We start from the raw sequence: 18,773 nt of genomic DNA on the forward strand, positions 1-18,773 counted from the left end.
ATTGGACATGAAGAGTGCGGTGTAGGGTTCCTAAACCTAAGTGTTCTAATATATTATCAATATTGTGCAGCATGGTTTTTCGCTGTGTCTATTCTTTATTTTCATCTTAGAAAAGAGACCCGTTTAAATCTTGTCATTTTAAACTTTATTTTTAGCATAAAAACACAAATTTAATTATAGGATATTGATTTATAAATAATTTAAAATATAAAAAAGGATATTGAGATTAAAAATTAAACTAAACATCCTTCACTGATGAGTAAGGTTCAAAGAGACTACTTTTTTATTCAAGGTTGATTCGATATTTTTGTATCGTAAATTCGTGTGAGAATATACGCTTGCTGAGGCAAAATAAAACTCTCACCTAATTGCTGACGATTTTCACCACGATCATCATTCATGGTTTTGGTGAGATTCATTTTTAAATGATTCTGATCATTCACCGTGAAATAGAGATTTCCTCCAGCTGCGACACTCACCACAATTTCATGCTGAGTCCCATGTTGATCCATCATCCAATTATCATGTCGGTAAGATTTGGTATTCTGGCTATCATCTATTTTCAGACGTCCTAAACTCACTCGCTGACGATAAGCAGAACCATCCTCCAATAGATTTAAAATATAGTCGACTTCACCCGTGTTCCCTTTGCAACGCGCAAATGGATCAGTACAACGAATATGCGCGTGATAGCGCCCTACATATTTCAATGCATCATCAGACAATAAAGCTGATTTCTTTTCAGAGGCTATGCTTTCAGCAGGCAAGGTTGCTTGTCCTGCAACATCCACCAGTTTACTGCCCTGTTCATCTTTAGGAGATGAATCTAGCGCCACAGAAGATACCCCAGCACGATCATTAGACATAATGTCGTGTTCAGATGACTGTCGGTCGCATGCCGACAATCCCAGACTTAATAACAGTACAAACAATAAACGCTGCTGCACAACTGGGAGACTGGCAAAGGAAAATTTAAAATAAAACATAGATAAGCATCTTTACCGCCTTTTTTCTTATTTTTAGAAAAAAGACCGTTATATCATAAGGTTAAGACCATGATTATGTTTCAAATCTCATAATGAGAGGTTGATATAATTCAACGAATTCAATTTCTGCTTGAAATTGGTGCAAGTTTATCTATTTCAGCTTTTATGAAGTCATTTTACTTACATAAAATAACGATTTTTTAGTTTTGCTGCCTTTAAAGCATATAAATTCTCCCCACTTTATACATTACATAGCAAAAATTATTTGATTGCGTATGTAGTTACTTTTATCTAAGGAGATCTTCTGAATGGCCAATACTGGTTTATATCGTTCTAACCGACAACATGTGATCGCCGGTGTTATGGGCGGTATTGCTGAACGTTTTGGTTGGAATGCAAATTTATTACGGGTTATTTTCGTCCTGATTTCAGTGATGAGTGCTGCTTTCCCTGGCATTTTAGTTTATTTAGTTTTATGGCTAGTCATGCCAAAAAAAACTGAACGCCTGCAATATCAGCAGGACTCGTATCACCCGATTCGTACGGTAAATGAAGAGCAACGAATTAGACGTTAATTCTCCACACTATTTGACCTCGTTATTTTGGTCGCTACGATTGTGATCCCCCTAAAATACAATCGTAGCTTTTTTTTAAAATTTTAATTCTACTGAGTCCAATCCTTATTTAATCTGATTGAGCTGCTGTTGTAATGCAGCAATCATATCGGCACGACTGATAATACCAATCAATTTTTGATCTTCAACCACAGGAATATAATTAAAAGATTTTTCCACAAAATAAGGCACTAGATCCTGAATAGGTTGCAATGGCGTAACGGTGACCACTTTACGATTCATAATCTGTTTAACTAAATGTTCCCAAGACGCTCTCGGATCTGCCGCTCGCTTAAACCACTCTACGACCTCATATAAAGCCAGAGTTCCAACAATACGGCCCTCTCCCTGAATCACAGGTAAGCTCATTAAATTATTGTGTTTAAATTTATTTAAAGCCTGATGAATATCGTCATTCTCATCAAGAGTGATAACATCCTTACTCATAATATCCTGACACACGTAAATATTGACCTGTCTTTCATTGGCTAATTCTTGTGCTTCGAGAATAATTTTTTCCAGATCGTATTGGCTAATATCCAATAATTCAGTGTGTTCATCCAGCGCACGTTGAATATCTTGAGGCTGGATACTCACTTTTTGTGTGGGCGTTGGGTCACTGGAACGTTCATTGACATGTTTCGGATAAGGATAATGTCGCCCAATCAAGCGATTAAAAAGTAAGGCGAATGCCAACAATAGTACAGAATTAAGTAAAACAGGATAAATCACAAAGTTAAAACCCAAGTGATGAACTGTTTCTCCACCTAAAACAGCAGTCATTGCAACTGCTCCACTTGGAGGATGTAATGAATCCGTCGTCATCATCAAAAATATTGCCAAACCTACGGCAAAACTAAATGCCCCAGTAAGATCAGGAATCCATGTAGAACACGCTACGCCAATGATCCCTGCTATCGTGTTGCCAATGACTACATTCCAAGGCTGTGCCAATGGACTTGAGGGGACAGCAAACAATAAGACAGAAGATGCACCCATCGGCGCAATATACCAGGCATTTATTCCACCCAATATATACCAGCTAATTAGGGAAGAAATCGCTAGGCCGCATAATGCACCAACACCGCATAATAATCGTTCTTTTAAAGGAAGAACTTTGAAGTTTGGTTTTAAGGCCGAAAGCCAATCTTGCTGTATACCGCTCACAATTCACCTAGGTATTGATCTTGCCTGAGTCGCAAAATTATAAGCGGATTTATTTTAAATATGTATTTGTATTATATCTTATGATTATGAGAAAACTTGTTAATGACTTTTAATTCACGTATTCACCCAATTGCTTCACTCGATTTTGATATTCTGACATCGGACAGAATCCATACATTGGAGAACCGATATAATCACCTGCATTCTGACACTCTTGATCAACATATTGTTTCCAAAGCTTTTGCGATTTCATAATGTTGCTATAACGTTCAGAATTCCCCGTTTTTTTAATTTGATCCAACAATTGCACAATTTGCTTTTCATAAATTCGTCGGGCATGTTCACTACAAACGTCTACCACAGCATTATTAATACTAGGTAAATGCTGCTCCTGTATGGTTTCGTCCAAACATTGGCTGTATAAGTCTGGTTCTGTTTCAGTTTGCGCCCAAAGGTTTTGACTCATCAACAAACTGGATAAAATAAAAGCATAAGTTTTTAGATTTTTATTCATGAACTTCATCTCAAGTCATGCGGTGTCGGTATCGTATTCAGAGTAAATTAACATAAAGGTTTTAAATACCCACAGATTATTTATTGGTTTTTGATCTTATAAAAATGCAAGCATTAATTCAGCAGAAATCTTTGCCACTCCCCTTTAAAATCCTTATACTTGAACGCAATTTTTCTTTGATTTTTTAGTGGATGCACCATGAGTCGCGCCATATCGCATATTGATACCTTTCAGGGCTTAATTCTTGCCCTTCAAAACTATTGGGCGGAGCAAGGCTGCGTCGTATTACAACCCTATGATATGGAAATGGGTGCTGGGACATTCCACACCGCAACATTTTTACGTGCGCTCGGTCCTGAAACATGGAATGCTGCTTATGTGCAACCTTCGCGTCGTCCGAAGGATGGCCGCTATGGCGAGAACCCAAACCGCTTGCAACATTATTATCAGTTTCAAGTCGTGTTAAAGCCAAACCCGGACAATATTCAACAACTTTATTTAGACTCACTCAAAGCGATTGGGATTGATACCCTCACCCACGATATTCGCTTTGTAGAAGATAACTGGGAATCTCCAACCCTAGGTGCATGGGGCTTAGGCTGGGAAGTTTGGTTAAATGGCATGGAAGTGACCCAGTTTACGTATTTCCAGCAGGTTGGCGGTGTTGAATGTTATCCTGTCACTGGTGAAATCACTTATGGTCTTGAACGTTTGGCCATGTATTTACAAGGTGTCGACTCAGTTTATGACTTGGTCTGGACGAAAGGTCAATTTGGAACCGTAACGTATGGCGACGTGTTCCATCAAAATGAAGTCGAACAATCGACCTATAACTTTGAATATGCACCTGTCGATAAATTATTTGAGCTATTTGATTTTTATGAGTCAGAAGCAGTTCGTTTAATTGAAGCAAAACTTTCTTTGCCTGCCTATGAACAAGTGGTTAAAGCATCGCATACCTTTAACTTACTTGATGCACGTGGGGCAATTTCGGTGACTGAGCGTCAACGATACATTTTACGCGTACGTACTTTAGCACGCGCTATTGCACAAAGTTATGTTCAAGCTCGTGCTGAACTTGGCTTCCCAATGGCAGAGCCACATTTACGTGATGAAGTTTTAGCTCAATTAAAAGCACAAGCAGAAAGCGATGCAGCGAAAGCGCAAAAAGCGGAGAACAAATAATGAGTCAACATACGGTCTTATTTGAACTTGGCTGCGAAGAGTTGCCACCCAAAAATTTAAAAACATTACGTGATGCACTACAAGCAGAAACGATCAAAGGTTTAACTGACGCTGGTTTAAACTTCACAGCAGTCGAAGCCCATGCAGCACCACGCCGCCTTGCCCTCAAAATTATTGATGTCGATGGCGCACAGGCAGACACTCAAAAACGTTTTGATGGTCCTGCACTTCAGGCAGCCTATGATAGTGAAGGTAAACCTACTAAAGCGCTTGAAGGTTTCATGCGTGGTCAAGGCATTGAGGCGGCTCAGGTGTCAACTTTTCAAGCAGGTAAAGTTGAGAAAGTCTGCTATTACAAAGACATTAAAGGCCAAAGCCTAGATGAATTATTACCCAATATTTTGCAAACTGCTTTAGATCATTTACCTATTGCCAAACGGATGCGCTCTGCGGCAAGCCGTACTGAGTTTGTACGCCCTGTAAAATGGGTGGTTTTGCTCAAAGATGATCAGGTCATTCAAGCTACAATTCAGGATCATCCAGCAGCAAATGTGACCTATGGTCACCGTTTCCATGCACCTCAAGCAATTACATTGGGTCATGCTAATGATTATTTGGCAGCACTTGAAAATGCCTATGTGGTGGCTGATTTTGAAAAACGTCAAGCGACTATTCAACAACAAGTCAAAAAATTGGCGGATGAAGTCAACGCCTCTGCAATTGTACCTTCAGATTTATTGGACGAAGTCACGGCATTGGTCGAATGGCCTGTTGCACTACGTGCAACTTTTGAAGAACGCTATTTAGCCGTTCCTCAAGAAGCCTTGATCACCACCATGCAAGACAACCAGAAATATTTCTGTCTGGTTAATGCTGAAGGTAAGTTACAACCGTACTTTATTACCATTTCCAATATTGAATCGAAAGATCCAACCCAAATTATTGAAGGGAATGAAAAAGTTGTACGTCCTCGCCTAAGTGATGCCGAATTCTTCTTTTTACAGGATCAAAAACAACCACTTGCCAGCCGTAAAGACAAGTTAGCCAATATGGTATTCCAAGCTGAACTCGGAACACTGTGGGATAAGTCTCAGCGTATTGCCAAGTTAGCAAGCCAGATTGCCACTTTAACTCATGGTGATAGCGCAGCCGCAGAACAAGCAGGTCTTTTAGCGAAATGTGATTTGACCTCTGAACTCGTCGGTGAGTTCCCTGAGTTACAAGGAACTGCGGGGACTTATTATGCACGTCTGGAAGGCTTACCAAGTGAAGTAGCAGATGCGATTGCTGAACAATATTTACCGCGTTTTTCAGGTGATGTGTTGCCGCAAACCAAAACAGGGACTGCCCTTGCATTGGCAGATCGTTTAGACACATTGGTTGGTATTTTTGGAATTGGTCAGGCACCCACAGGTTCAAAAGACCCGTTTAGTTTACGTCGTGCCGCGATTGGTGTGTTGCGTCTATTGATTGAAAAAGGCCTAGACTTGCCATTGGTTGAACTCACCAAAATTGCTTCTGAAAACTATCATGGCAAATTACGTGAACCTGTCAAAGCTCAACATGAAGCATTGAACTTTATTGAAGCACGTTATCGCGCCATGTATGAAGATCAAGGTGTTGCGATTGATGTAATTCAATCCGTTCAGGCATTGTCTCCAAAATCTCCACTGGATTTTGATCATCGCGTTAAAGCCGTGAATCATTTCAAGACTTTAGCAGAAGCACAAGCTTTAGCGGCTGCCAATAAACGTGTCGCCAACATTCTGGCCAAAGAAGGTCAAATCACGGGTGATGTGGATACTAGTTTATTAATTGAAAATGCGGAAAAAGAGTTATTTGCTGCCCTTCAAAGTATTGGTCCTGTGGTACAACCCTTACTCGAAGCACATAACTATACCGATGCATTGTCGCAATTAGCGTCTTTACGTGCACCAATTGATGCTTTCTTTGATAACGTTATGGTGATGGCGGAAGACCCTCAACTGAAAGCCAATCGTTTACGTTTACTCGCGCAATTACGTGGTTTATTTACGGCAATTGCGGATGTAAGCATGTTGCAATAATTTATATGAGAATCAAAAAGTGCCTCTGAATTGAGGCATTTTTTAATTCTTATTAAACTATTGTAGTTTTCTGAACAGATTCAATCACTTTATTTTTCCAATTCATCCATCCAATACTTCCTACAATCATCACACCACCCATCAAAACATAAATCGATGGTCGTTCGCCCAAAAATAGGATGGCAATGCTCATGGCCACTAAAGGCGTACTATACAAATAATTTGAAGCCTGCATTAAAGGCATCTGTTTAAGTACATATCCCCAAAGTAAGTAAGCTAAAGCACTTGGGAAAAGCCCCAAGAGTAACACTGCAATATTTGCCTGCCAGTTCGCATATTGAATTTGTAAAATCACATCAGGGCTATAAACCAGTAACGGCAAGGTTCCGAACCAAATCACATAACACATCATGCTAATTGAGTCATAAGGAAGATCAAACTTTTTATACAGTACAAAATAAATAGCCCAACACATCGCCGCCAAGAGAATCAATACACTATGGAAATTGGGCAAATCTAGTCCATGGTCGCCACTCACCACTAAAATTGCACCAGCTAATCCCATTAAAATACAACCACTTTGTTTGAGGGAGATGGTGTCTTTAAAAACTAATGCTGAAATGATTAGGGTAAAAAGTGGAATGGATTGACTTAAAATACTCGAGGCAGTTGCTGTGACATATTGTTGTCCAGTATTAATCAACACATGATGCAAGGTCACGGAAAAAAGCCCCAAGATTAGAAACACTGGAATATCACGTGTTCTTGGAATCATAATTCCTTTATGAATTGCAATTATCCCTAAAATGCCTGAGGCAACCATAAAACGTAAGAGCGCGATATGTTCAGGAGAATAAAACAATAAAGCCGTATGCACACCTACAGGTGAATAGCCCCAGCAGATCACGACTAAAGCAATAGAGAAATAAAGTTTGAGTTGTTGATTTTTCAGAAATGAAAAGGCGAAATGATGCATTAAACACGACCAGACTTAGTCTTTTTTGCATCATAAAGAAATAGATGATTAAGTAAAATTAACTTATATTAAGCTTATCATTCATTTTTATTCAATCATAAAATATGGATATCCAACAGCTCAGAATTTTTCAAAGCATTGTGGAGTGTGGCAGTATGGTACAAGCGGCCACTAAACTGCATTGTGTTCCGTCTAACGTCACTATACGTATAAAAAAGCTTGAAGAAGAACTCAAAGCTCCTTTATTTTTGCGTGAAGGAAAGACCTTGAAACTAACTGCATCAGGAGAGGTTTTTCTAGAATATTGTGAAAAAATTTTAGCATTATGCGACGAAGCCAAACGCAGTATTCATCCGGATAGTGCTCCATCGGGCCCATTAAGAATCGGAGCGATTGAATCGTCCGCTACGACTCGCCTTCCCCGTTTACTGGCAAAATATCACCAACGATATCCAGATGTTTTGATCCAAATTACTACAGGTACCTGGAAACAATTATTGCAGGATGTTCTTCAACATAAACTGGACGGCGCGATTGTAGCTGGACAAATTCAATTTCCTTTACTGCATAAACTCGAAATTTATAAAGAAAATATGGTGCTGATTGCGCCTGCCTCTCTTGGTGAAATTAAATGTCAGGAAGATTTGATCGATAAAGAAATTTTTATGTGGACCGAAGGTTGTCCTTATCGTGCAGCATTGGAAGAATGGCTTAACCTAAAAAATCTATCCCTCCCAATCACAGGAATTACCAGTTATGCCACAATTATAGGTTGTGTAAGTGCAGGTTCTGGGGTTTCTTTAGTTCCCCAAAGTATTTTTGAGCAATACAAAATCATGACTAACATCTGTGGATATCAGTTCACACAACTTGCATCTATGCAGAATCAATTTTTATGGCATCAAAATATTCAACATCATAAAGCCAGAGAAGCATTTATTGAGCTATTAAAAGCAGAATTTTCAAACAAAAAATAGCTTAATTTTTTCATTCATTACTCTAGCTGAACGATCAAATATGGTTATACTTAGAGTCAATAACAACATATGTAAGCAATTGAATGATGAAACTTAAAACTCTTTTTTTAGCAACTGCTGCCTGTTTAACTATCACTGCGTGTTCTACAACTCCCCCTCTTCCAGAAACCACGGTAGGGGTAATTGAGGAAGTCACAAACATTAAAGCATTTCCTGACACCAAAAATAATAAGGCAAAGCTGATCAAAATGGGCGATCATTGCAATATTGAATTTACTGGTATTATGGATGCAGCTCGCGCTCGCGAGAACTGGGTATTTAAAGGCAATACCTTGATTTCAGCTGGAAGCGTGATTGTTGCCAAAGATGGAACCAGTTCAGCCAAGTCTTTTGACCTGTATGACAAACAAGTTCAAGCGAATTTCCTTTCGCTACGTGACAATTTCAAAAAAGAAAATGTTGCGGCTTGTGAATAAAGTATCCCGTTTTGCCCTTAATGTGAGTTAAGGGCAAATCCTGATCATTTCCCTTATTTTTTCTTCACTGTATATCGCTTGTAGCAAGCTGTATCAGTTTGATCTCTTTTATTCTTAAATTGACGTGATCCCGCTAATATAGCCAACATCATAGAATCAAGAAAAAAGGATTGCTAAAATGCTTAAGCACGCCCTTTATAGTGCAACTCTCAGCCTAGCTATTATTCTACCGATATCTGCCAGTGCAACTGAAAGTCCTACATCTCCATCTGATCAACCTAAAACCATGCCTTATGGAGATAACCCGAATATCTTTCGTGTATTGACGTATAAGACTGGAGAAAGTATTAGTCGTTTGGGTAATTCAATTCAACGCGGTGCTGATAAATCTTCGGCCAAGATTAGTGAGAAATGGCAAGAAACCAAAACCTATGGCTCAGAACAATCCCAAGTGGCCCAAGAAAAAGCAACTGAAGCAAAAACCTATACTGAGCAAAAATGGCAACAAACTAAAGATGCAGTGGTAGGCACGAATGGTGGCACAGTTCCGATTGAACAAGGGAGTTTAACTCAGTCTTCCACTGTACCAACGCCAGCCGTAGCTGCACCCATTGCGCCTGCAAGCTCTATTAGCTCAGCAACTTCGACGGCTCCCCTGCCTGAAAGTGCTAATCCTTAATTTTTTGGGGATTATCATGCATCAGGCATTGACCTGCCGTAAGATTTGTCCGTTGATAAATCCTTTTGCATTTTCAGTCAATTGTTCCACCATGCGTTGCCTGGACTGAACGCTCCCCCAAGCAGAGTGCGGGGTTATGATTAAGTTAGGAAGATTTGCATCTAATAGCACATTGCCATGTTTTGGAGGTTCAACACTCAACACATCGGTGGCTGCACCAGCAATTTTTCCTTGTTTTAATGCATCGACCAGATCTTTTTCATGCACGATGCCACCACGCGCACAATTGATCAAAAAGGCAGAGGTTTTCATTAATGCAAAGGCATCTGCATTAATCAGATTTCGGGTCTCCTCTGTAAGCGGACAATGTAAACTTAAAAAATCTACTTGTGATAATAGCTGATGCAGTTCTAAACCATTGGCATGTTTCGGTCGGTTCGGTAAATTGGCAATTAAAACCTGCATACCAAAAGCTCGTGCCAAGCGTGCAACCTCTTGTCCGAGCTCACCATAACCTACAATGCCCAAGGTCTTTCCTGAAAGTTCAATAATCGGATAATCCAAAAAGCAAAATTGCGGTGATTGTTGCCAGCGTCCTTGTGTGACCGCACGATCATAATCAATGAGTGAAGTAGCAAGTGCCAGCATCAAGGTCAAGGTATGCTGTGCAACAGAAGCCGTTCCATAGCCTTGACAGTTACACACTACGATACCTTGTTCTTTGGCTGCATCCAGATCGACATTATTCGTGCCTGTTGCAGAGATCAAAATCAATTTCAGTTGAGGAAGCTGCTTGAGCATCTCCGCATCTATTCTGACTTTATTACTAATAGCGACCTCAACATTGCTTAATCGTTCAAGTACTTGATCAGATTCGGTACTTTCATATAACTGAAGCTCACTAAAACAGCCTTGTAATGAACTAAAATCCAGATCATTCATGTCTAATGAACCATAATCCAAAAATGCGGCAGTTAAATTCATCATGTACTCTTGTGTAAATTATTGAATAGAAAACTCAGCATTCCTCATAAAGAATGAAGGCTGGTATTTTGGGATATACATATGACTATCTATCCGAAATAACAATGCGTCAAGGCTCATTTACGTTGAATGAATGATTTAATATTTCATTTAGAAATGAGGTTTTTTTGATCCTCCACAATTTCTCCTTGATTTTATTGATGTTGTTAAATGCGTGTAATTTTTTTGAATTATGTCACACAAATTAGGGATTGTTGCATATGATAGCGACGTTGATTACTCAATCTTAAACTGAGTGAATTCACAAAAGGAAAGAAAAATGAAAATGATGAAAACTGCTATTTTAGCTGCAAGTATTTTAACTTCTGCAACAGTATTTGCAGAAAACGCCTCCGTTAATGCGGGAGCAAACGCCCAAGTAGAATCTGGTGGTTTATTAAGCAACATTGGAAATGGGGTGAAAAATGGTGTCAGCAATACCGCTCATGCTGTGCATTCAACAGCCGTGAAAGCCACAGATGCTACAATTGATGCGGGTAGTCATGTTACGCATAAAACACATGATGTTGCTGTGAGCGCCAAAGATAAAACTGTAAATGCCGCAGAGAAAGTGGGCAATAAAAGTGAACAAGCTTGGCAGGACACCAAACGCGGAACCAAAAAGGCAGTAAACAACACTGAAAAATTTACTGCTGAGGAAAAAGCCAAAGCTGAATCACATTGGGATGCAAAGAAAAAGCAGTCCGAAGCTAAACGCGATGCTAAAGCACAAACAGGCGTAAAAGCAAATACTCAAGCAGGCGTCAAGGTTGGTTCAGTGAATGCCAACGCGGGTGTAGATACCAACATCTCACCACGTAATGCTGGCGTACAAACTCAGGTCGGCGTTGGTCGATAGGCTGTAGCTGCATTGAAAATGATTTGATAAGACTCATGCTAAATAGACCAAAGGGACGAAAATTCGTCCCTTTGGTCTTATCTATTTCAAATAAATGAGGATTAAATCGTTTTGAACTTTTCTGCGTCTTGTACAGAATTTTCCGTAAAGACACAAATGCCTTGCTCATCGCTATTTAGACTTAACTGTTTGTAACTTAGTACAAAATAATCCGCATATTTTTTAATTAAAATTGGACTCATATCTGTGGTTAAGGCATCCTCTTCTTTAAACAGCTTCATGACACGCCGGTCATTCATCGCCACAATATAACGCTCGGCATTAATGACAATTTTGACAATACCACTGCTTTTAGCATGAATACTAATCAGGTATTTATTATTGAGTTGCACCGCATCAGCCAGATAGCTCTCAAGCTTATGACTAATTAGATTAAATACGAGATGATGTCCAAAATTATCCTGTAACTGATCATTAGTCTCTTGCTGCGACATCGGAAGATTAACTTTAATGCCCAATTTTTGTAAATCTTGTTCTGTGACCTGACGCTTACTCAACATGACACGAGTGATCAGTTGCTTTAAATTGGCATCAAAATATTGATCATCCAGATGAAGCTCATTATTGCGTAAAATGCGTCCAAGTGCCGCGCTATGCCGCGACATCAAATTTGAAATCACCGTACGATAATAAAATTTGCTATTTTTCTTTACACTTCGCATTTGCTGGTAAAAATAGCCTTGATCATAAGGATGACGAATAAGATCATTGAGCAAACTAGAACTTGCTAACACAGAAAGAGCTTCATGTCCTGTAAATGGCAGTTTTAGTGTATAGAGAGCTGGAATAATTTTTTTGATTTTTAAATAATGTTCACGATCTTCTTTGTAGTAAGGATCATAAACCACAATATATTCTGCCTGAGCCGAAATATCAGTGGCCTGAATCTGCATATCACGATTGAGATTAACATCGAAAAATTCAGCATAACGGCGATCTTCGACCTGTTGAGGATCAATGCTGAATTGAGGTACAAAAGCAATAATACGGTTCATTTTCAGCAATTTTGAGTATTTAATTGCCGCATAACCGCCCATCGAACCACCATAGCCAACAATATGTTTAAATTGTTCCAATATCGGCTGCGCACTTTCCATCATCTGTTGCATTGAAGCGTGTGGAAACCATGACTTGAGCTTAGGCATAATACCCAATACATTGTAATCATATTTGATTAATGATTTTTCAGCATTAATGGTCAGACCTTTGGCACGACTAATTAAATCTCCAAATGAAATCACCAGTTCTTGAGATGTCCCTTTTAGAAAAATAACCCGTATGTGTTCGTCTTCAAAAATAATTTGCTTGTCCATTAGGCTACCGAAAAATAGTGACTGGCTCTGATGTATACGCATGCAATGTTCCATTCGGTACAAAACATGGCGGAACCTGTTATTTTATAAAGACTGTGCGAAGAAAACAGGGCAAAAGCTACCACAATGTTGCAATCTTGTTGGCACCTCTCATAAAAATGCGACTTCAAAAGTTATCAGCAAAATGGAAAAAGTTATCCACAATTCACCCTAATCGAGTAAGATTTAAGCCCTATAACCAACCATTAACAAGCCCAGATGTTAAGGAACTGAACTCTTATTTTTTCTAAAATTCAGATAAGAACGTTTTATGAGCTTTAGAACCCTTCCAAATTAATCAAATACTTTGCCCTTACGCCAATATCCCATAAAATTCAGACAGTTTTTATCTATGCCGCAATCCTGAATTAAAAATCGGCGTATCGCTAAAACTGCCGCAGACTCGGCTGCAACCCACGCATAAAAGGTTTGCTGTGCTTGTTGTTCATTTTTAGTGAACCACAAAATTTCTTCATCAATATTAATGTCATCCAATTCGACTTGTTGTTGTTTTTGCGGTTGAAATAATTGATGAACTGTTTCGATCAATTTACGACCAGGTTGTTGGCCATCATCACGACTAAACCAGTGGATTTGTATATTTGGATGTTCATTGAAGGTGACTCGATCAAGAGCCGAAGGCATTTCGATATACACGTTGACGTGTGCCTGAGTATTTTGTTGAATTAACTCATTGATGATTCCAGAAACTGCGGGCAATGCTGTTTCATCAGCCATAAGTAAAATCTGATCTGCCTGCTGCGGCGGTTGCCATTCAAATCCCGCTTGATCCCCTTGCCAAATCGCATTTGGTGCAGCCATTTGTACTCGGTCTCCTACTTTGGCCTGTTCCGCCCATGAAGATGCAGGGCCTGTTGCACCATGCATGGCAAAATCAATATCAACCTGTTTCTGTTGTGGACGTAAATAGCGAATTGTATAAGTACGCATCGGAGGACGAATTTGTTCGGGTAATTGACGGTAATATTGATACCAGTCAGGACTATTTTCTATCCAGTGTGTCTGTGCTGAATGGTCTGAGACAGGAAAGAATAATTTAACTCGCTGATCAGGCGCATAACTCACGATCTGAGCCAGTTCTTCTGATTGAAAAGTAAACCGAGTCATGGTTGGAGATAGTTTTTGAATTTGAGCCAATTGCATATTCACAATCAAATAAGGTTGTGCCTGATTCATCATCAAACTCTCATAATAGAAGATAGTTTAAATATAGCATTTATTGATAATGATTATCAATTTCAATAATTCAGCTCTATGGGGCGCCCTTGCCACTTAAACTTCATCCTCTTTTGAACCTTACTGTGATTTAAAATTCTTCATAAATAGCAGGATCCTGATTCCGAAGTCGACCCTCTGCACGGGTCAATTGATTGATTTGCTGGACTTGCTCATCACTCAAACTAAACTCAAAAATTTCTTGATTGGCTATCTGATTTTTATCACTGCTGGCTTTTGGTATTGGAATGACGCCAAGTTGATATTGCCATCTTAAAATCACCTGAGGTACAGAATAATTCAACTCTTGCGCTATGTGTTGTAATACCTGATTTTGCATGACATCACTGCCTCGTCCCAAAGGACTCCATGCCATTGTCAAAATCTGTTTCGATTGGTCGTAGTCTCGTTGTTGCGTTTGATTAAAATAGGGATGCAATTCAATTTGATTAATCACAGGCAATATGCCTGTTTCACGTTGTAAAGTATCATTGTGCTCAGGTAAAAAGTTACTTACACCTATCGATTTAATCAGCCCATTTTTTTGTGCATCAATCAACGCTTGCCATGCCTCGACATACAATCCCTGTTTGGGATTAGGCCAGTGAATGAGATAAAGATCCAAATAATCAAGCTGCATGCGATATAAAGATTCTTCAAGCGTTTCAGCCGCCATTTTATATTCATGGTGACGACCCGGAAGTTTTGAAGTAATAAATACCTCTTTTCGCTCTAATCCCGACTGGCGAAAGGCTTCGCCAACAGCGCCTTCGTTTTCATAGTTAAAGGCGGAGTCCAACATACGATAGCCATTATTTAAGGCACGTAGCATGACTTCAACGCCAGCTTTGCCTTTTAAAGTATAAGTACCAAAGCCAAGCGCTGGGATCTGATGTCCGTCATGTAGTTTTATAAGAGGAATTTTCATCTGTTTAGTCATTTTTCAATCTTTTCTATATTGATCGTATCTTTCTTTTTAACATGCATAATCTGAGGACTCAGCAACAACCCCATATAAAAATGTTATAAAATTCGTCGAATTGTATGAGAAATGCTATTTTCTCAACAACTTGCATACGAGCTCAGTTCATAATAGAAAAATATACGGTTTACACATCATTCATTGTTATTGAGCCCGATCTTATGAAACCGATTCATCATGCTGCACAACAAGGATTTACTCAGGCTGCTGAACTCTATCAACAAGTTCGTCCTGATTATCCGCAAGATATTGTGAACTGGTTAAAGCAGGAGTTGCGATTAGATCAAAGTTCACGTGTAGTAGATTTAGGCGCGGGTACAGGTAAATTTATTCCTTATCTAAAACAGATAACCTCAGATATTATCGCTGTGGAACCTGTACAGGCCATGCGAGAACAATTTAGTAAAGTGCATCCTGATGTTAAAACGCTAGCCGCCTATAGCTCTGAAATTCCCCTTGCGCCCCAAAGCGTTGACGCGGTCATATGTGCACAATCATTCCATTGGTTTTCTAATATCGAAACACTCAATGAAATCCATCAAATTCTCAAAAAAGAAGGACATTTGGGATTAGTCTGGAATCAGCGTGATATTGAAATTAACTGGGTCAAGGCTCTGGCAAATATTTTGGAACCCCTAGAACAAGATACTCCCCGTTACCACAGTGGTGATTGGAAAAAGGTATTTGAACATCAATTTTTATTCCGACTTGAAAGTGTCAACGTTTTTTCACAGACCCAAAAAGGAAGTGTTGAACAAGTCGTGAGCAAACGCTTACTTTCTACAAGTTTTGTAGCTGCCCTGCCCGAAGATCAACAATATGAACTGAAGCAACAATTTGAACAGGTCGTATTCGAGTTAACGGGTAAACAGCCACAGGACGAAATTGAATTTCCGTATATTACCTACGCTTATCATTTTAAAAAAATCTAATATTGATTCACATTTAATAAGGAATCCCTATGAGCATCCAAAATAATAAACCATTACAGATTTTAGCCTTAGTTTTAAGTAGTACGCTATTACTGAGTGCATGTAATAAAAACGATCACACCCAAACCGCTCAAACTGAGCAGCAGCCCCCTTCACATGAAGCAGACGTTGATCAGTTAAAAACACCACCTGTAAAAGAGTTCCCTGCAACAGCACAAGATACGCATGATATTGCTCTGTTAGATGAATTTGATGAAAAATTCACTGCCATGACTGATGATATGGACAATGAACTGGCAAAAATGCAACAGGATGGAACATTGACATCAGAGTTCGATCGTAATCGTAAACTAGATCATATACAGTCAGCACTCACTATGCTGAAAGAGCTAGACTTAAAAACAGCACAAGGGCGCTATATTCAGGGATTGCTTTATCAATACTGGGAAAATCAGGGGAAGTTAATCAATGAGCAAACGAGCTCCGCAAATGCACAAAACCAGAAAAAAACCGCCATTAGCGTTCAAGATTTAAGTGATTATTTACATGCTCAGGAACAGTTAAAACACTGGAAAGATCAACAGAAGCCAACATAAATTATATAAAAACAGCGGTAAAACTCAAAGGGAATCTAGTTGGCCGCTGTATAACTAAAATTTTGAAAATAAATTTAAATTTTCTGCCGTTCAATCCATTGGATGGACTGCACCCGAAAGACTTCACATGCTCCATCGCCGACACCACCCGGAGAAAGAGAGGATGTCCATACCAGATTATTATCTTTGACTTCAACCAGTTCACCTTTTAAACGGACCAGATCGCCACGTTTCACTTGGGTAATCTGTTTGGCAATATTCGGATTAGCAGGAATAATATGCATATTCGAGACCAGCTTTAAAGCTTGATCGGGAGGTACTGGAAGTGTTTGCATAGTCCAGTTCAAATAACGATCGTACTGATTAATTTTAATTTGCGATGCAATATTGGGGTGAGCAAATAAGCCATAACTCACAGCAAAATCTATAGGCGAAAATTTTGCCTGTTCATCATCACGGTATTGCTTAGAACCCAAAATACGAAAATCACCTTTAAATGGTTTAAGTACAGAAATAGATTGGCCTTTGACCTCTGGCGCTAATCCTCTTGCAATATTATAGTCGCTGGAAGTGGAAGCGCTGACTTGCCCAATACACAATGCAACCATCACCCCCAGACATAGATGCTTGAGCATATTGACTCCTCTTCCTAGTTAAATACGATTAATCTTTTGACTTTTATGTTAAATCTAATATGAATAAAAAGAAGGAAAATTAAGTAACAATAAATAGATTTTTCGTCACTTTTTGTCTGGATGGTTGCCTTCCCAATTGATCAGTCATGTTGCAAGATGCAGTAATAAATGTTCAATCTTCAAAATCAATCCTAAGCGTTTCAAAACGGACTCGACCTTCTTGCACGGCCTGTGCAATCGCTTGTTGCCCTTTGGTCAGTCTTGCTCCACCACTTTTAATATCAATTAAAATAACCTCGATATCTTCGGCTAATCCCTCGCCATCCCGGAAATCGGTATAACCATCAAACACCACATAATCTACTGGATCGCCTAGGAATTTAGCGTCACTCGGAAGATAACGAAATTCTGGCATTATCGGTGCAAGTTGTTCTGCCATTTTGCCTTTTAATACAGCGCGACTCGTATTCACACTGCGTTTTTGTGCCTGTGCCAAAGCTTGTTGATGCTCAAGTTGCAGTTCAGCAATATACTGTTCATATTCCGCTCGAATTCGCCCATTTCGTGTATTTGAAAGAATCAGTGTGGTAACCACCACACCAATACACGCCCCAATTAACATTGCCATCCAGATGGACATGAACTTACCTGCTACCGATTTTGCTTAACACTTTAAATAAGCTTAAGACTTTTGTCATGTGTAACCTTTCGGTGTTAAAAAGATGCTAATCTAATTGAGTAAATCAAGAATATATCTCGAGCATGAAAACGATACTTATAGCAAACCAAAAAGGCGGATGCGGTAAAACCATTACAGCGATCACATTGGCTTCAGCATTGGCTCAGAAAGGATATAAAGTTGCATTGGCGGATGCAGATAATCAGAAATCTGCTTTACAGTGGCTGAAACAACGCCCAAAAACGGCAGCAATCATTCAGAGTCTGGATTGGCGACACGAAAAATCGATTGGCGAGGCGCCCAAAAATATTGATTATCTGATTATTGATGCACCTGGTGCATTATCGGGTGAACATGCTGAACAACTGATTAGTGAAGCACATGCGATTGTCACTCCATTACAACCTTCTTTTTTTGATATTGACAGTACCAAGCGTTTTTTAAAACATTTACAGGACATTAAACGGATTCGTAAAGGTAAAGTGGGAATTCATTTAGTTGCCAACCGCATGAAAGCTAATACGTCGAGCAGTAAAGATATTCAGCAGTTTTTTGAAAAAATTGAACAACAGCCTGTGGCTGCGATTTCTGAACGTAGTGCTTATGGTCAACTAGCCATGCAGGGCTTAAGTATTTTTGACCGCTCTCAAAAGAATTTTCTGTTATTACAGTCGCAGTGGCAGCCATTGCTTGATACTTTAATTGAGGATCCTGCTGAATGGTTTTAGATCTCTGCTGAACGCTTAAAACCTCCAGATTTTTTTTGCATTCATTTTTAC

At 39.3% G+C, this 18,773-nt stretch carries 20 protein-coding genes; 10 read left to right on the forward strand and 10 right to left on the reverse strand.

Going from position 1 to position 18,773, the window contains the following annotated elements:
* Positions 1 to 287 precede the first annotated feature (287 nt).
* Positions 288 to 986: a hypothetical protein gene (locus IAE20_RS14445; RefSeq protein ID WP_227611101.1), complete on the reverse strand. Its 699-nt coding sequence runs from the start codon at positions 984 to 986 to the stop codon at positions 288 to 290.
* Positions 987 to 1,294: 308 nt separating this feature from the next.
* Between IAE20_RS14445 and IAE20_RS14450 the strand changes: the two genes are divergently transcribed.
* Positions 1,295 to 1,561: a PspC domain-containing protein gene (locus tag IAE20_RS14450; protein ID WP_200482622.1), complete on the forward strand. Its 267-nt coding sequence runs from the start codon at positions 1,295 to 1,297 to the stop codon at positions 1,559 to 1,561.
* Positions 1,562 to 1,666: 105 nt separating this feature from the next.
* Here the strand turns inward: IAE20_RS14450 and IAE20_RS14455 are convergent, their stop codons facing one another.
* A complete protein-coding gene (locus IAE20_RS14455) occupies positions 1,667 to 2,767 on the reverse strand; it encodes an HPP family protein (RefSeq protein ID WP_200482623.1) in 1,101 nt (366 codons plus the stop codon).
* 109 nt (positions 2,768 to 2,876) lie between these two features.
* Positions 2,877 to 3,281 carry a lysozyme inhibitor LprI family protein gene (locus IAE20_RS14460; protein ID WP_200461489.1) on the reverse strand — a complete coding sequence of 135 codons (405 nt, stop codon included), beginning with the start codon at positions 3,279 to 3,281 and terminating at the stop codon, positions 2,877 to 2,879.
* A gap of 198 nt (positions 3,282 to 3,479) precedes the next feature.
* Between IAE20_RS14460 and glyQ the strand changes: the two genes are divergently transcribed.
* Both glyQ and glyS read left to right on the forward strand, forming a co-directional pair.
* Complete coding sequence (gene glyQ, locus IAE20_RS14465; protein WP_200482624.1) at positions 3,480 to 4,466, forward strand: glycine--tRNA ligase subunit alpha; 987 nt, start codon at positions 3,480 to 3,482, stop codon at positions 4,464 to 4,466.
* Positions 4,466 to 6,532: a glycine--tRNA ligase subunit beta gene (glyS, locus tag IAE20_RS14470; RefSeq protein ID WP_200482625.1), complete on the forward strand. Its 2,067-nt coding sequence runs from the start codon at positions 4,466 to 4,468 to the stop codon at positions 6,530 to 6,532. The genes glyQ and glyS overlap by 1 nt, the downstream gene beginning before the upstream one ends.
* A gap of 52 nt (positions 6,533 to 6,584) precedes the next feature.
* On the opposite strand, the gene IAE20_RS14475 is transcribed toward glyS, so the two are convergent.
* Entirely contained in the window at positions 6,585 to 7,508 is a 924-nt protein-coding gene (locus tag IAE20_RS14475; RefSeq protein ID WP_200482626.1) for a DMT family transporter, read from the reverse strand.
* Between the two features lie 104 nt (positions 7,509 to 7,612).
* On the opposite strand from IAE20_RS14475, the gene IAE20_RS14480 reads away from it, so the two are divergent.
* From IAE20_RS14480 to IAE20_RS14490, 3 genes are all read left to right on the forward strand, one after another.
* Positions 7,613 to 8,485 (forward strand): LysR family transcriptional regulator, encoded by an 873-nt coding sequence (locus tag IAE20_RS14480; protein WP_200482627.1) that lies wholly within the window; start codon positions 7,613 to 7,615, stop codon positions 8,483 to 8,485.
* An 86-nt stretch (positions 8,486 to 8,571) separates the two neighbouring features.
* Entirely contained in the window at positions 8,572 to 8,961 is a 390-nt protein-coding gene (locus IAE20_RS14485; protein ID WP_200482663.1) for a hypothetical protein, read from the forward strand.
* A 178-nt stretch (positions 8,962 to 9,139) separates the two neighbouring features.
* Complete coding sequence (locus tag IAE20_RS14490) at positions 9,140 to 9,640, forward strand: hypothetical protein (RefSeq protein WP_200461494.1); 501 nt, start codon at positions 9,140 to 9,142, stop codon at positions 9,638 to 9,640.
* 21 nt (positions 9,641 to 9,661) lie between these two features.
* On the opposite strand, the gene IAE20_RS14495 is transcribed toward IAE20_RS14490, so the two are convergent.
* Positions 9,662 to 10,624, reverse strand: coding sequence for a 2-hydroxyacid dehydrogenase (locus tag IAE20_RS14495; RefSeq protein ID WP_200482664.1), 963 nt, complete (start codon positions 10,622 to 10,624; stop codon positions 9,662 to 9,664).
* A gap of 319 nt (positions 10,625 to 10,943) precedes the next feature.
* Between IAE20_RS14495 and IAE20_RS14500 the strand changes: the two genes are divergently transcribed.
* Entirely contained in the window at positions 10,944 to 11,522 is a 579-nt protein-coding gene (locus IAE20_RS14500; RefSeq protein WP_200482628.1) for a hypothetical protein, read from the forward strand.
* Between the two features lie 101 nt (positions 11,523 to 11,623).
* Here the strand turns inward: IAE20_RS14500 and IAE20_RS14505 are convergent, their stop codons facing one another.
* The 3 genes from IAE20_RS14505 to IAE20_RS14515 all read right to left on the reverse strand — a co-directional run bounded on the left by IAE20_RS14505 (position 11,624) and on the right by IAE20_RS14515 (position 15,110).
* A complete protein-coding gene (locus tag IAE20_RS14505; RefSeq protein WP_200482665.1) occupies positions 11,624 to 12,895 on the reverse strand; it encodes a hypothetical protein in 1,272 nt (423 codons plus the stop codon).
* A gap of 333 nt (positions 12,896 to 13,228) precedes the next feature.
* Positions 13,229 to 14,134, reverse strand: a complete 906-nt coding sequence (locus tag IAE20_RS14510; RefSeq protein WP_227611102.1) for a siderophore-interacting protein — start codon at positions 14,132 to 14,134, stop codon at positions 13,229 to 13,231.
* Between the two features lie 127 nt (positions 14,135 to 14,261).
* Positions 14,262 to 15,110 carry an aldo/keto reductase gene (locus IAE20_RS14515; protein ID WP_200482629.1) on the reverse strand — a complete coding sequence of 283 codons (849 nt, stop codon included), beginning with the start codon at positions 15,108 to 15,110 and terminating at the stop codon, positions 14,262 to 14,264.
* Positions 15,111 to 15,313: 203 nt separating this feature from the next.
* On the opposite strand from IAE20_RS14515, the gene IAE20_RS14520 reads away from it, so the two are divergent.
* Positions 15,314 to 16,084, forward strand: coding sequence for a class I SAM-dependent methyltransferase (locus IAE20_RS14520; protein ID WP_200482630.1), 771 nt, complete (start codon positions 15,314 to 15,316; stop codon positions 16,082 to 16,084).
* 29 nt (positions 16,085 to 16,113) lie between these two features.
* Positions 16,114 to 16,680 carry a hypothetical protein gene (locus IAE20_RS14525; protein ID WP_200461498.1) on the forward strand — a complete coding sequence of 189 codons (567 nt, stop codon included), beginning with the start codon at positions 16,114 to 16,116 and terminating at the stop codon, positions 16,678 to 16,680.
* Between the two features lie 74 nt (positions 16,681 to 16,754).
* Here the strand turns inward: IAE20_RS14525 and IAE20_RS14530 are convergent, their stop codons facing one another.
* Both IAE20_RS14530 and IAE20_RS14535 read right to left on the reverse strand, forming a co-directional pair.
* Positions 16,755 to 17,288 carry a hypothetical protein gene (locus IAE20_RS14530; protein WP_413784503.1) on the reverse strand — a complete coding sequence of 178 codons (534 nt, stop codon included), beginning with the start codon at positions 17,286 to 17,288 and terminating at the stop codon, positions 16,755 to 16,757.
* A gap of 199 nt (positions 17,289 to 17,487) precedes the next feature.
* Positions 17,488 to 17,955, reverse strand: a complete 468-nt coding sequence (locus IAE20_RS14535) for a Holliday junction resolvase-like protein (RefSeq protein ID WP_200482631.1) — start codon at positions 17,953 to 17,955, stop codon at positions 17,488 to 17,490.
* A gap of 122 nt (positions 17,956 to 18,077) precedes the next feature.
* Here IAE20_RS14535 and IAE20_RS14540 point away from each other — a divergent pair, with 122 nt between their 5' ends.
* On the forward strand, positions 18,078 to 18,722 hold the full coding sequence (locus tag IAE20_RS14540; protein ID WP_200482632.1) for a ParA family protein: 645 nt from the start codon (positions 18,078 to 18,080) through the stop codon (positions 18,720 to 18,722).
* The last annotated feature ends 51 nt before the right edge of the window (positions 18,723 to 18,773 follow it).

Source organism: Acinetobacter sp. S54 (genome assembly GCF_016624945.1).
Taxonomy (GTDB): Bacteria; Pseudomonadota; Gammaproteobacteria; order Pseudomonadales; family Moraxellaceae; genus Acinetobacter.